10 protein-coding genes are annotated in these 14,267 nt (G+C 57.9%); 2 read left to right on the top strand and 8 right to left on the bottom strand.

All coding sequences use genetic code 11. The features are described 5' to 3' along the window. The 3 genes from gspE to ATY02_RS16010 form a co-directional block, all read right to left on the bottom strand. Complete coding sequence (gene gspE, locus ATY02_RS16020; RefSeq protein WP_068576968.1) at window positions 1–1,701, bottom strand: type II secretion system ATPase GspE; 1,701 nt, start codon at window positions 1,699–1,701, stop codon at window positions 1–3. Window positions 1,702–1,774: 73 nt separating this feature from the next. After that, a complete protein-coding gene (gene plcR, locus ATY02_RS16015) occupies window positions 1,775–2,371 on the bottom strand; it encodes a phospholipase C accessory protein PlcR (protein ID WP_164823681.1) in 597 nt (198 codons plus the stop codon). Window positions 2,372–2,388: 17 nt separating this feature from the next. Continuing rightward, on the bottom strand, window positions 2,389–4,563 hold the full coding sequence (locus ATY02_RS16010; RefSeq protein ID WP_083236080.1) for a phosphocholine-specific phospholipase C: 2,175 nt from the start codon (window positions 4,561–4,563) through the stop codon (window positions 2,389–2,391). Between the two features lie 28 nt (window positions 4,564–4,591). On the opposite strand from ATY02_RS16010, the gene ATY02_RS16005 reads away from it, so the two are divergent. Then, the gene (locus ATY02_RS16005) at window positions 4,592–5,572 is read left to right on the top strand and encodes an IS5-like element IS1384 family transposase (RefSeq protein ID WP_010466230.1); all 981 of its coding nucleotides are present in this window, start codon (window positions 4,592–4,594) and stop codon (window positions 5,570–5,572) included. A 615-nt stretch (window positions 5,573–6,187) separates the two neighbouring features. On the opposite strand, the gene plcR (ATY02_RS16000) is transcribed toward ATY02_RS16005, so the two are convergent. The 5 genes from plcR (ATY02_RS16000) to ATY02_RS15980 form a co-directional block, all read right to left on the bottom strand. Next, window positions 6,188–6,628, bottom strand: a complete 441-nt coding sequence (gene plcR, locus ATY02_RS16000; RefSeq protein WP_068588107.1) for a phospholipase C accessory protein PlcR — start codon at window positions 6,626–6,628, stop codon at window positions 6,188–6,190. Window positions 6,629–7,037: 409 nt separating this feature from the next. Next, window positions 7,038–9,044: a neutral/alkaline ceramidase gene (locus ATY02_RS15995; RefSeq protein ID WP_068588110.1), complete on the bottom strand. Its 2,007-nt coding sequence runs from the start codon at window positions 9,042–9,044 to the stop codon at window positions 7,038–7,040. Window positions 9,045–9,522: 478 nt separating this feature from the next. Then, window positions 9,523–9,717 carry a hypothetical protein gene (locus tag ATY02_RS15990; RefSeq protein WP_068588115.1) on the bottom strand — a complete coding sequence of 65 codons (195 nt, stop codon included), beginning with the start codon at window positions 9,715–9,717 and terminating at the stop codon, window positions 9,523–9,525. After that, window positions 9,714–11,153, bottom strand: a complete 1,440-nt coding sequence (locus tag ATY02_RS15985) for an efflux transporter outer membrane subunit (RefSeq protein WP_124347615.1) — start codon at window positions 11,151–11,153, stop codon at window positions 9,714–9,716. Before ATY02_RS15985 ends, ATY02_RS15990 begins: the two co-directional genes overlap by 4 nt. A gap of 62 nt (window positions 11,154–11,215) precedes the next feature. Next, the gene (locus ATY02_RS15980) at window positions 11,216–12,037 is read right to left on the bottom strand and encodes a helix-turn-helix transcriptional regulator (RefSeq protein WP_068588118.1); all 822 of its coding nucleotides are present in this window, start codon (window positions 12,035–12,037) and stop codon (window positions 11,216–11,218) included. Window positions 12,038–12,346: 309 nt separating this feature from the next. Between ATY02_RS15980 and ATY02_RS15975 the strand changes: the two genes are divergently transcribed. Further along, the gene (locus ATY02_RS15975) at window positions 12,347–14,044 is read left to right on the top strand and encodes a cyclic peptide export ABC transporter (protein WP_068588121.1); all 1,698 of its coding nucleotides are present in this window, start codon (window positions 12,347–12,349) and stop codon (window positions 14,042–14,044) included. Window positions 14,045–14,267: the final 223 nt, after the last annotated feature.

Genomic DNA, 14,267 nt, shown 5'->3' with positions numbered 1-14,267 from the left:
TCAGTCATTGCGCGTGATGCGCAATACCTCTTCCAGTGAGGTGATACCCGCCAGGGCCTGGCGCAGGCCTTCCTCATGCAAGGTGCGCAAACCAGCAGCGCGAGCGGCCTGTTCCAAGGTAGCAGCGTCGGCGTGACGCATCAGCAGCGAGCGGATTTGCTCATTCATCACCAACAACTCGGTAACGGCACTGCGTCCGCTGTAACCGGTTCCCGGAGCGTCGGCCCTGGGGCGGTACAGCCGGATCGGACGCTCATCGGTGTAGCGATCCAGCTGGTGCTCGGCGATTAGTTGCGCAGGCGCCTCAAAGGCTTCGCGCCATTGCGGGTCCAGCCGTCGCACCAGGCGCTGAGCGAGGATCCCGCTGACGGTCGAGGCGATCAGGTAGCTTTCCACGCCCATGTCCAGCAAGCGGGTAATACTGGCGGCGGCGCTATTGGTGTGCAGGGTCGATAACACCAGATGGCCGGTCAATGACGACTGGATGGCGATCCGACAGGTTTCCAGATCGCGTATTTCACCGATCATGATCACGTCCGGGTCCTGGCGGACAATCGAGCGCAACGCCCCGGCGAAGTCCAGGCCGATGGTCGGCTTGACCTGAATCTGATTGATCCCGGCCAATTGGTATTCGACAGGATCCTCGACGGTGATGATCTTCCGTTCGCTGGTATTGAGTCGGGTCAGCGCGGTGTACAGGGTGGTGGTCTTGCCCGAGCCGGTGGGGCCGGTCACCAGCAGAATGCCATGGGGGCGCTCGAGCAAGTCGAGGAGTTGCTGGAGGCGCTGGCCATCGAAGCCCAGGCTGGGAAAGTCGAAGGTCACCTTGTCCCGGTCCAGCAGCCGCATGACCACCGATTCGCCGTGCCGGGTCGGCACCGTCGAGACCCGCAGGTCCAGCTCCTTGCCTTGAATCCTCAACATCATGCGCCCGTCCTGGGGCAGGCGTCGTTCGGCAATGTCCAGGTGCGCCATGATCTTGATCCGGGAAATCACCGCCGCCGACGAACTGACCGGAGGCGCCTCGCCTTCCTGCAAGGTTCCATCGATGCGGTAACGCACCTTGAGCTGGTTTTCGAAGGGTTCGATATGAATGTCCGAGACGCCCAGTTCGACCGCTCGTTGCAACAACAGGTTGACGATCCGGATCACCGGGGCTTCGGAAGCCAGGTCCTTGAGGTGTTCGATATCGTCGCTCTTGTCGATGCTCTCGCCGAGGTTTTCGATCAGCGTGCCCATGGCCGAGCGGCCCTGGCCGTAATAACGCTCGATCAATTGCTCAATCTCACTGCGCAGGCCAATCGACAGGCGCGCCGTGAGCTGGCTGGCATATTCCAGAGCCAGGATCGGATAGCGCTGGGCCGGGTTGCTCACCAATATGTGCAGTTGATGGTCGAAGGGCGGCAAAGGCACCACGCCGTAGTGTTTCAGAAACCGTGGCGAGACGTCCGGCAGACCACCTTCCAGCGGCGGCGCGTCGCTGCCATGCAACAAGGGAATGTCCAGCAGGGTCGACCAGGCCGTTGCCAGGTCTTGTTCCGAGAGCCGGCCGAGTCGAATCAGCAACTCGGGCAACTCGTGTTGTTGCGCGTCGGCCTCCAGCTGTCTGGCTTGTGCAACCTCGGCCCCTTTCAAGTGCCCCTGTGTTACCAGCCAATCGATAGCTTGCGTGGTCAGTGTGGGTGAGTCGGCTATGGCCATCAGCGGATTCCGTCGGTGAACAGACCTTGTCATCCCATGGCGACCGTGCGTCGTCACGGGGTGACAAGGTGCCTTAATGGCTCAGCGGCTGCGGGGCACTGCTGCCGAAGATCTCCAGGCGCAGCGCCTTGAGTTTTTCCTCGATGGCGGCGCGTCGTGCCTCGTCGCCATCGACGGTCTTGAGCACTTCGTCAATCGCTTGGTTCGCCGCCTGCTGGTAGGTATCCAGTTGCTGGCGCTGGGCAGGCGAGGGGGGAGCCGGTGGCGTGGCGTGGTCTTTCATGTCCATCCAGATGCTGTAGTTCAAGCTCTCCAGTGACTTGGGGGCGGACTCGATGTTTGGCGTCAGCCGTTCGACCTGGGCATAGGCGCTCTTCAAGTCCTCGCCGTTGCTGACCGCGGTTTTCAGCTCGTTGATCAAGCGCTCGGCGACCTGGCGGCGCTCGGCGGCCGGCAAGGTGTTGGCGGTTTGCGAGAACGCGGCGATTTCCTGTTCCAGCGACGCTGGCGCTTGGCTGTCGGCGGTTGGCGCAGGCGCGGCCGGTTTGGTATTGCTCACCGGGCTTGAGGCGACGCTGGGCGCTTGTTCCACCACGGTGTCCGCCGGCTGGCGAAAGAGCACCAGGTAGGCGATCAGCGCTGCACACACCGCTAAAAGAATGGCTTTCATCTTGAAGGTTCCTTTCATCAGGACGGCATGATGTCCAAGAGTGGATCGGTCCGGCTTGGCAAACCGGTTTCAACATGCCCAGCCAGCCTGCGCGAGAAGTTGCTTTCGGTGTTGGTGGCTGTAAGGGTCAGGTCATACCAGCCGGAACTGCTGCGCAGCAACCAGACATCGGTCAGGCTTTCACCCGGCTTGAGCTCATGGGTGTGCACCGTATCGCCCTTGTACGCGGGGTTGGATTTCACCGTCACCGTACAGGCCAGTACCCCGGTATTTTTGATCGTCAGGACAATCTGCATCCCCTGGTAGCTGACTGAAACTTCAGGCCGGGCGAGGGTCTTGGCCAACTGGTTATTGCCGGTAAATTCGCGATAGAAGCCATTCGGTGCACGTACTTCAAAGCCGTAGCGACCGTTCGCGTCGATACGATCCTTCAGGTTTTCGATAACGGTCTGGCCGCGGCTTCTACGGTCTGTTTGTGCATAGATATCGTAGCTGGTCACCGTATAGAACGCCGGGGCACCCCGTTCGTTGGAGTGCACCTGAAAGACCGCAGCCGAACGTGCGTAAGGGTTTTCCGGCAAGACCATGCCGTCGTTTCTCAAGCTCAGCAGCAAGCTGCCATCGCTGGCGGCGACGCTGACCTCGGCATGCAACTCATAGGGCACTGCCAGGGCGTCGCGCTGGCCGGTTTCCTGGCCCGGCAACGTCTTCGGGTTGGTGTAATAAGGGTAGGAGCGATAGTACTGCTTGTAGTAGGCGTCATCTTGACGGGCTTTGGTTTCAGTCAGGTTGGTCAGGTTGGCGGGAACGCTGCTATCGGTTTTCCCGGTGAAGTCGAAAAGCGAGGTCAAGTCACCGCAAACCGCCCGGCGCCAGGGGGAAATATTGTCCGCGGTAACGCCGAAGCGTTTTTCGAGGAATCTGAGCACAGAGGTGTGATCGAAGACTTCGGCACTGACCTTTCCACCTCGGGACCACGGCGATATCGCCAGTACCGGCACGCGCGGACCCAAGCCAATGGGCAACTGGGTGGCGCTTTCGATTTCGCCTTGGGTGTCGACGGCCGAAATGCCGGTGCCCGGTTTCCATGGCGGCACGGCAGCGGACACATGGTCGAAATAACCGTCGCCTTCATCGTAGTTGATGATGAATACGGTCCTGGCCCAGACCTTGGGGTTGCTGGTCAGGGCTTCGAGAATCTTCGATACGTAGTATTCACCGAAGGAGGGCCCCCACCAAGGGTGTTCCGAATAACAGTACGGCGGCACGATCCAAGACACTTGTGGCAAGGTGTTGTTTTGCACGTCTTCGCGCAACTTGGTCACTCCGCGAGCGACCATGGCTCGTTGCCACAAATCGGAGTCGGGTTTTGACTCCTTGAAGCGTTTAAACCAGGCCAGGGCATTGCAGTCGTAATTGTTGTCCTCCTGTATGAGCCACTTCCATTTGAGATCGAGGTAGAGCCACCAGAGTGAAGACGACTGGTAGCCGCCTTCCTGGTAAATACGCCAATTGATATTGGCTTCGCTCAGGCGTTCGGGGTAGGTGGTCCAGTCCACAGAACCACTCACACCGATGGTGCCGTCGCCCATGCTGTTGGTGTATTGGACATTCTTGCCATCGCCGGTAGGCGCGGTGCGGCCGGTCATGTGATACAGGCGATTGGGGTTGGTGGGGCCCATGATCGATTGGTGATAGGCCTCACCCAAAGTAAAGGCGTCTGCCAGGGCATAGTAGTACGGGATGTCATCCCGCTTGAAATGGCCCATGGCGGTGTAGTCCTGGATCGCCGTCCACTGGTCGTTGCGGCCTTCGTTCCAGGTCCCGTGAAACGCCGACCATTCGTGGTTCTGCGAACCTAACCATTGGGCGTGAACGTTCTTGGTGTCGAAGTGATAAGGCAGGTATTCGGTGGTTTTGTAGGTTTGATGCATCACCGACTTGCCATCGGCGCGCTTGATAACCCGAGGGTCGTTGAATCCACGAACGCCATTGAGGTGGCCGAAGTAATGATCAAACGAGCGGTTTTCCTGCATCAGGATGACCACATGGTCGACATCCTTAAGGGTGCCGCTGCGCACATCCGGCTCAATGGCCAGTGCGCGTCGTATGGTTTCGGGAAAAAGTCCGGACATTCCGGCCAGCGCTGCAGCTTGGGAAACTCTGAAAAAGACTTTCTGATTTGGCAAAATACCGCGACCCCACCCACCGAGTTTCCCGATGAAGCAGATGACCTTCGCCGACGCCGAGTACGCTGGCAAGCGCAAGCAAACCCGCAAGGAGTTGTTCCTGATCGAGATGGATCGGGTGGTGCCGTGGAAGGGCTTGATTGCTTTGATCGAGCCACATTATCCGAAAGGTGAAGGTGGCCGTCCGGCCTACCCGTTGATGGCGATGCTGCGTGTGCATCTGCTGCAGAACTGGTTCGGCTACAGCGATCCAGCGATGGAGGAAGCGCTGTACGAAACCACGATCCTGCGCCAGTTTGCCGGGCTGAACCTGGAGCGCATCCCCGACGAAACCACCATTCTCAACTTCCGCCGCTTGCTGGAGAAACACGAGCTGGCGGCCGGCATCCTCGCTGTCATCAATGGCTATCTGGGCGACCGCGGCCTGTCGCTGCGCCAGGGCACCATCGTCGATGCAACGCTGATCAATGCGCCCAGTTCGACCAAGAACAAGGACGGCAAGCGCGACCCGGAAATGCACCAGACCAAGAAGGGAAACCAGTATTATTTTGGCATGAAGGCCCACATCGGCGCCGATGACGAATCGGGTCTGGTGCACAGCGTAGTGGGCACGGCGGCCAATGTGGCGGATGTCACCCAGGTGGACAAATTGCTGCATGGCGACGAAAACGTGGTCTGCGCCGATGCAGGCTACACCGGTGTCGAAAAGCGGCCCGAGCATGAAGGACGTGAAGTTATCTGGCAGGTGGCGGCACGCCGCAGCACCTACAAAAAACTCGATAAGCGCAGCGTGCTGTACAAAGCCAAGCGCAAGATTGAAAAGGCCAAGGCTCAGGTGCGCGCCAAGGTCGAGCATCCGTTCCGGGTAATCAAGCGCCAGTTCGGTTACACCAAGGTGCGCTTTCGCGGCTTGGCCAAAAACACGGCGCAACTGGTGACACTGTTCGCTCTGTCGAACCTGTGGATGGCGCGCCGACATTTACTGACGAATGCAGGAGAGGTGCGCCTGTAATGCGGGAAATGGCCACCGGAGTGGGGTCCGGGTGGCGAAAACGTAAGAAATACTCGTCGAATTGATTGTTTTTTGATCATTTGGCGAGTTTAAAAGTTGCGCTAGGTGGTATGCCGGGGAAATACATGGCTACTTCAGACCATCCCTTGTGCACTGCCTTTCAAAAAAGTACGACGATGAAACTTTGGGGCGTCTGTCATCGATAAGCTTCCTGTAAGGTGCGTTGGGGAAACGCCCTCATAAAAGGTCGACCTTATTGTTCTTTCTTGATGTTTTTATTAAATAGACCGCTATTTTCTCGAAGCTCTAGTCGCAAGTGCCAGGCTATGCTCTGTTGCAAAGTTAAGCCCTGGCATTTCAAATGCGACAGTTACTCATAGTAAAGACGACACCCAGGCAGCTATTCAAGGCATGAAATCCAGCAAAGGATAAGATGCACTTTTATGGGGCATGGCTATTTTTATCGGCCCAATAAGCGCTTTCTTCCAAGAGGCTCCTATCGTTTCTAATCTGAGGGTTGCGCCGCAAATACTACCAGGGCATTAAAGGACAAAAAGCGGACTTTGAAAGACACAGATTTGATTTTTAAATAGTCGACGTCCCACTAGCGGCCCTTTATTGCAGCAGGAACTGAGGTTCTTCCATGCCAAAGATCTGCTTGCGCAGTGCGCTGAGCCTTTCTTCGATAAGGCTGTGCTGTTGCTCTTCGTCTTCAACGCTATCGAGCACCTCATCAATCACCTGTTCAGAGGCTTTCGCGTAGAGGCTGATCTGCTCGCGCTGAGCGGCGCAGGGCAGCGGCGGGGTATGGCTGTCCTTGAGCTCCATCCAGAGCTTGTAGTTCAAGGCCTCCAGGGAATTGGGCTGAGGCTCGATGTACGGCGTCAGTTCTTGAACGTGGGCGTAGGCCTGGTTCAGGTTCGCCCCTTTGGCGACGGCACTTTTTATTTCCTCTATCAAGTTTTCCGCGCGCTGCTTGCGCTCCGCCTCCGGCATCGCGCTGGCCGATTGAGAAAACGTGGTGATGTTGGCGACTAGCACTTTGCTTTCAACCATGGTCGGTTCCCTGAAGAAAAGAGTGCGTGTGTTGTCGAGCTCGAGCCGATTAAGCCCCTGTACTCAGTGGCCGGTAGGGTAGGGTACAAATATTACAAAACAACTCATCAATACCCAGGTTCCTGGGTAGGGCCGGCACTCATTGATAATGACTGCCGGGTCAGAATAACAACGAGTCAAGAGCAGCCAGGTTCGGGTCATGTCCAACGGGGTGAGTGGACAGTTGTTTACAAGTAGGGTGGCGCTATCTTGAGTGGCGATATTAAAGAGAACCATCTTGAAAGCGACGCTTATTGATAGCGAATGCGACGAGAGTATCAAGTGCAGGCCAGGCGACCAGCACTTGATAGTCATCCCTGATGAACAAACAAACGAACCCTGCCAGAAGTAACGTATTACCAGCCGAGGGTCAATCAGCCACCACTTCAAACTTTCGGGTAGTTCCTGTAAAGGCACTGATAGTGCCCCAGACATTCTTCTGATCACCGCCATGGCTGATGTAGTAGAAGCCGGGTTTGGCATCCTGCGGAATATCCCAGGAAATAGTCGCCTTCGATGCAGAAATACCGACCCGTTCCCAGCGGTACTTGGTTTCCCAGTCGTTGTCGGTCGCCACGCGTATTGCCGGATTGTCACGGGCGGGGTCGGCTGAGGTGTAGTACACGCTCAGGAAGGTTTCTTCGGTATGCAGGTTGTTCTTCGGGTGTCCGGTGACGAAGGCCACCGTCACGGTTTGTCCCCGGTGGTAGATCTTTTCCGGTTGCTGCAATACATCGCCGAACGAGGTGCCGATATAGGGGGCATCGGTGACGACGCCAGTCTGGAAGTTCAACAAGCAGCAGGACAGGTCAGGTGGCTGGGCGGTACTGGCGACCGGCCGATTGTCACGCATGGCGCTGGCCATGTCGGTGAACAGCTGTTGATAGGCGGCCTGGGTCCAGGGGCCGAAGATCGTCGAACCGCCTTCATATTCCTGGACGCTGTATTCCTCGCGAGTGGTGACGTAACTGGAGTAGGCGTTGGCATAACCATTGAAGATCACATGGTTGATTCCCATGGGTGTGACGATGGCTTGTACTGCCCGGCGAATGCGTACACCGGACATCACCGTAAACTCGGCCGGTGCACCCAGTACGGCGAGTTGGCCGATGCGGAACATCTGGATCGGCAGCACATTGGGGGTCCAGGGAAAGGGTTTTTTGTTGCCGGTATCGGCCAGTATCTGTTTTTCAGCCTGGCACTTCTTCAGCTCTTTGGACGGCACACCAGTGAGCAAGCCGCCGAGGAAAGACAGCAGCGGATTATTGCTTTCACTGATGCCCAGTGGGCCAGGGCCATCCTCCGTACTGCCGGCCGCCAGGCTACTGCCCAAGGCGGCAATACACAGCGTCTTCGGTGTGCCATCGGTGTAGTCAGGGCGTACGGTCAGGCCGTGGAAGTCGACAAACTGAAAGCGGTTGTCGAGCCTCCCGGTCACTTCCTCGGTCGGCCCGGTGGCCAGTTCATAGGCTTTGTTGAACTGCCTCAAGCCGATTTCCTTGGTGTTGGCGAATTCGTTCTCGGTTGGCCCGGAGCCTGGGCGCAAGTTCAAGTTGGGCGACAGATTGCCGGCATTGGTCTGGGCAAAGGCGGCGATAAACCCCGGTTTCTTACTGATGTCGTGTTCCCAGTGGTAGGACGCATAGCCTTTGTTATCAGAAGAAATCAGATGATTGTTATTGGTCATGGACGTGGCGTGCACAGGGAACCAACTGATGACTCCGGCCATCTCGCCCTGTTGGTCGACGAACTTCAATACCGTCATTTCCGGGTCGATACCATCTAGGTAGCCGGCAATATCCGGATTGCGCTGGTGGGAGAGCAGCGACCTGTTCTTGCTGGCATTGGTGAGATCACCCTTGGCATAAAACAATCGGCCAGGCTGCATGTGTTGATGGGCCTGATCAATTGAGCGCACGATGCCATCGACAATCACGTTAAAGGTCTTTTCCTGAAAGCCCAGTACCGACAAGTCGTAGATCGTGTAATGGGAAAAGCCACCGGGACCTGAGTGAGTGTGAGTGGCCGCCAGCATCACATTGTTTTCGTTATAGATCCCAGGGTATTTCTTCTCCAACGTGCGCAACACACTTTGCTGCACCGCTTGGAAAATCATGCCCAGGTCGGTGTTGACGTACACCAGCCGCTTGCCCGTGGCCGCATCTTCAATGATGAACGCCCTCGACCATTGCCGCGTATGAATACCACCGGTCTTCTGGTCGGTGGAGGAGTACCCCATCATCCCGACTTCCGCTGCTTCGCCGGTAATATCAGCTTTGCCCAAGCCGAATCGATAAGGTTGTTCGCCAGCAAAGCCGGTTGAACATAACAAGCAGGTGATGACAACGAGAACAGAACGATACAGTCGGATACTCATTTGAATCTCCCTGTGTATTGTTTTTGTGTGCGAAAGATAACCCAGCGTTACCAGGCTCATTGGAAGCGAGCCTGCACTGAAGACCGAGCCGCTGATCAGGGGCTGGTAGAAACTAGAACAGTCCGGTTCAGAGGGATGGGGTATTTACGGACACAAACGGGACTCTCAGGGCCAGCTGTAGCGTTATAAGGAATCGGCCACGCTTAAGGCGGCCCAAAACGGATATTGCGCAGCACCTGGGCGAATCAGTGCGCGAGCGATCTGGTGTTGAAGTCAGGCTTCGGTAACCAGAGCCACAAACGCAGCAGCCTGTTCATCGGCTATTTGGATGGGTGCTGCAATGCTGTGCCTGGCGGTGCTGGTGCGGGCGGTCTGGGGGAGGGCAAGGCGCTGGAACAGGTGGCCAGGCCGTTGTCGCAAGCGAGCGACTGAGCCGGTCAGCATAAAAAAACCACCTCGGCTGTGTGCCGGGGTGGCTTTACTGTTGAGGGTCGCTCGCCAGCTTCAGGTTGGTGGCGATGTAAAACCCCTGCACCGTGCGTTTTTTCTCTTCGTGCTCACACAGCACCAGTGTGGAGTGCGGCAATGGCGTCGCCTCCGGTGGCGGTTTGACCAGCATCCTTTTGCCCCCCGAGCGCAGGCGCACATATTGCCCGGGCTCGAAGGTACTCATGGCCGCGTCTCGGCAGCGGCCAGTTGGGTCGGTTCCCCCCATGCGCCGCCGAGGGCGGTGTACAGGTTGACTTCGGCGATCAACTGCGCCAAACGGTCGGTAATCAGCCCCTGCTGTGACGAAAACAACGAGCGCTGCGCGTCGAGGAACACCAGGTTGCTGTCCAGGCCCAGGCGGTAGCGGCGTTGAGCTAAGTTGTAATAGGTCTGGTCGGCCTGCACCAGGTCGCGTTGGGCGTTCAGTTGGTCGTCGTAAGTCTGGCGTGCCGCCAGGCCGCTGGACACTTCCTGGAAAGCGGTCTGGATAGCCTTCTCGTACTGGGCCACGCCAATGTCTTTTTGCAGCTTGGCGTAGTCGAGACTGGCGCGCAGGCTGCCGGCGTTGAAGATGGGCAGGTTGATCTGCGGCTGGAATGTCCAGCTGCCGGAACCACCCTTGAACAGGCTCGACAGTTGCGAGCTGGACGCGCCGGCGTTGGCGGTCAGGCTGACACTGGGAAAGAACGCTGCGCGGGCCGCACCAATATTGGCATTGGCGGATTTGAGCTGGTATTCGGCTTGCAGAATGTCGGGGCGGCGCTGCAGCAGGTCCGACGGCAGGCCGGCGGGTACTCGGGCGATCAGGTTGCTCGACAGCGGCAGGCTCGGCAGGGATTCCGGCAGTGCGGTGCCAACCAGCAACGTCAGGCTATCGCGGTCCTGGGCCACTTGTCGCTCATAGCGCGCGAGGTTGGCGCGGGCGTTCTCGACACTGGTTTGCGCCTGGGCGGCATCCAGCGACGACGCTGTACCCACCTGCAGGCTGCGTGTCGTCAAACGCAGGCTTTCCTCATAAGAGGCGAGGGTCTGGCGTGTCAGCGCGAGTAATTCCTGATCGGCACGCCAGGTCAGGTAAGCATTGGCCACGCTGGCCACCAGGCTCAATTCGGCACTGCGCTGCGCTTGCTCGGTGGCCAGGTACGCCTGCATCGCCTGCTCGCTGAGGCTGCGGATGCGACCAAAGAAATCCAGCTCATAGGAACTGATGCCCAGGGTCGCGGAATACGTCGAAGTGATCGCCGCCTTACCGGTCTTCGTGATACTGGCCGGTACCCGCTGGCGGGTGCCGCCTGCCGTCGCCGAGACCGCCGGGAACAGGTCAGCGCGCTGGATCTGGTACTGGGCGCGGTACGCCTCGACATTCAGCGCCGCCACACGCAGGTCGCGGTTTTCGGTGAGGGCGGTCTGGATCAACTGCCGCAAGGCGGGGTCATGGAACAATGTGCGCCAGCCCTGGCGGGCAACCTCTTCGCTGACGGTACCTGCAGCGGCGGCATAGGCCGGGCCTTGCGGGTATTGCGTGGTCACCGGAGCTGCCGGTTGCTGGTAGTCAGGGATCAGTGAGCACCCGCTCAGTACCACTGCAACCGCCACCGCAGAGAAAGCAAACTTGTTCATTGGCCAGCCTCATGTGAAGGGGAACACGGGTTGCAGCGCAGCAACCCGCCTCTTGAATGTCGTCAGGCGCCGACCGCCCACTTGGTCAATCCATGTCGGCCGCTGACCCCAAGCTTTGCTGTTGCACGCTTGAGATAGGTTTCGATAGAGCTGTTCTTGAGACGTAGTTTCTCGGCTATTTCCGGCACGGTTCCGCCGTTGAGCAAGCCGAGGCAAACTTCCTGTTCGCGGGTTGAGAGCGTGATATCGCACAGCGACAGACGCTTTTGAAACTCACGATGAATGTGCGACGGTTCGGTTTCGCTGAGCGGGATCGCCATCCAGCTGCCGATTTTGCGCAGCGCACTTTGGCGGTTGAACTGGGCATAGCTTTCAATCAATGGCAGCAAGGCTTCGGAGAGGTTTTTCAGACGCGACAATTCGCTCAAGGAAAAATCCTTCTGCGTCTGGGACCGATACAGCATCACCACGCAGCGTCGGCTGCCATCGCGCGATACCAGTGTGCATTCGTGCGCCGCAACGCGTGGCACCTTGCCCGCGGCCCCTTTGGTTCGCGTATTCAGGCGAATCAGCAACGAGCCCTCCATCTCCTGCACTTCCTTGAGCAGGGGAGGGTTGGCGTTGGCGCCGTTCGCTTCTGCTCGTTGTACGGGGATGTCGGCGGGGTCGCCGGCGGTGCCCAGAGGCTTGATATCGACCAGGCTGCTGTTTGACTCGTCCAGGGTCCACTCGCTGAGTGTCAACGCCGTGACCGGCAGGAACTTGTCGATCAGCTTGAGCATATTGAGTGCGAAGTGATCCTGGTCGGTACTGGAAACCAGTTCGCCGAGTACGAAATAGAAGTGTGGGCTGTCCGCATTTTGAATGCTGCTCGTCATTTCCATAGTCCAATCATCCTTGGTAGCGAAGAGGTGGGTGAGCGATCAGAACAGCCATCTTCACTACTGAAGGGTCCGGCTCGGGACCGTATTAGGCCCATTCATGCTGCGCCGGTCTGCAATGGAAAGCTGGGACATTCGGAGGGCCGTCCGCCTCGGCGGTGTGTTTTGTCTCGGTCCATGTTTTGTACAGGCTTTCGGGGACATCCGAATTTGCGCCAATCCGTACACTTGGCGGCGCCGGCAACAGGGCCGGTAGCAGCGGCTTGTGTGGCAGGCTATGCCCGGTCTTGCGTGTATTTGAGGAGTTGGTCCATGAACAAAGAGCATGAAAAGCCGCCCAAGCCGGGCTCGGTCTTGCGCCTGCTTTGGCAAAATCATCCCTGGCTGGCGTTCTTTTCCCTGGTCACCGGCATCGTCAGTGGGGTGGCGGCGATCGCGGTGGTTAACGTGGTCAACCAGGCTATCTACGAGCAGGGGTCGCGCTTGCACCTGCTGTACTGGTTTATTGGCTTGAGCGTGGTGGCGCTGGCGTTTCGTAACGGCGCGACCTTGTTTCCCGCTTACGCCAACATGAAGCTGATGACGCGCCTGCGCATCGCGCTGTGTCAGAAAATCCTCTCCTCACCCCTTGAGGAAGTCGATCGGCGTGGCCCACCCAATGTGCTGACACTGTTGACCACTGACATTCCGCAACTCAACGCCACCTTGTTGGTGATGCCGGTGATGCTGGTGGAATCCACGGTATTCATGTTCGGCCTGGCCTACCTGGCCTACCTGTCATGGACGGTGTTTGCGTTGACGCTGGCGCTATTGGTGCTGGGCGCGGTGTTGTATGTGTTTCTGTTCCTTGGCGGGGTGAAGTTCACTGGCCGTGTGCGTGATGAGTTCACGGCCTTCAACGAGCATACCCACGGTCTGGTCTTTGGCCTCAAGGAACTCAAGCTCAACGGCATCCGTCGGCGCTGGTTTGGCCGTTCGGCGATCAAGGAATCGTCGACGCGGGTAGCGCGTTTCAACTTCATCGAACACCTGTGGTACCTGGGTGCGGAAAACATGGGGCTGGTCACTCAGTCCCTGCTGATTGGCAGCCTGGTGTTTGCCTTGCCGCTGCTGACCAGCACCGACAGCCAGGTGCTGACCGCCAGCGTCCTGACCGTGATGTACATCCTCGGGCCGCTGGGCCTTTTGATCAGCACCATGCCGGTGGTCGCGCAGGGCCGGATTGCGATCACCCGCCTGGCCGATTTCGGCTTCCTGATCAATGAGCACCATGCCGAGCAAGGCGAGCCGGAAACCAGCAATGTCCTGCGCCTTGAACACAAAAAGCACTGGCAGGAAATCACCCTCAAAGGCGTGGTGATGAACTACCGCGGTGCCGAGGCCGAGAGCGGCTTTGCCCTCGGGCCGGTCGACCTGACCATCAACCGCGGTGAGTTGATCTACATCATCGGTGGCAATGGCTGCGGCAAAAGCACCCTGGTCAAGGCCTTGTGCGGGCTGTACGTGCCTCAGTCCGGGCAGATCCTGCTGGATGGCGTTGCCGTCAATGATGACAACCGCAGCGACTACCGCGACCTGTTTTCCGCAGTGTTCAGCGACTTTCATCTGTTCAACCGGTTGATTGGCCCGGAAGGCGAAGAGGTCAACCCGGACCTGGCGCAAAAGTACCTCGGCGCGCTGGGGCTGGCCGACAAGATCAAGATCGAAGGGCTGGGTTATTCCACGACCAAAGAGCTGTCCTACGGCCAACAAAAACGCCTGGCCCTGGTGTGTGCCTACATGGAAGACCGCCCGGTGTATGTGCTTGACGAGTGGGCGGCAGACCAGGATCCACCCTTCAAACGCTTCTTCTATGAGGAGTTGCTGCCGGAACTCAAACGCCGCGGTAAGACCATTCTGATCATCACTCATGATGATCAATACTTCCAGTTGGCCGATCGAGTGATCAAGCTGCTGGATGGCCATATTGTCTCCGATGTAAGCCTCATCGCCCAGGATCGCCGCGCCTGATTCCAGGCGTTGCCGCAGGCCGTCCATTTGCACGACGCCCGTAGCCTTCAAGGCTATCGGCCTCGTGCTTTTTTTTGTATTTAAAAAATCATATTTATCAAATAGATAGAGCTGATTTTAAAAAATAATTCAATGTCCGCCGATTGTCCGGGTTTGGGGTGACATACAGCCAAAAAACCGAGTGCTTAAATTTGCCAATGCGCTCATCAGGTCGTGCTGTGGG

The sequence above is a fragment of the Pseudomonas sp. BIOMIG1BAC genome, assembly GCF_001705995.2.
GTDB classification, from domain to species: Bacteria; Pseudomonadota; Gammaproteobacteria; order Pseudomonadales; family Pseudomonadaceae; genus Aquipseudomonas; species Aquipseudomonas sessilinigenes.
This window is presented reverse-complemented; position numbering and strand designations above follow the sequence as displayed.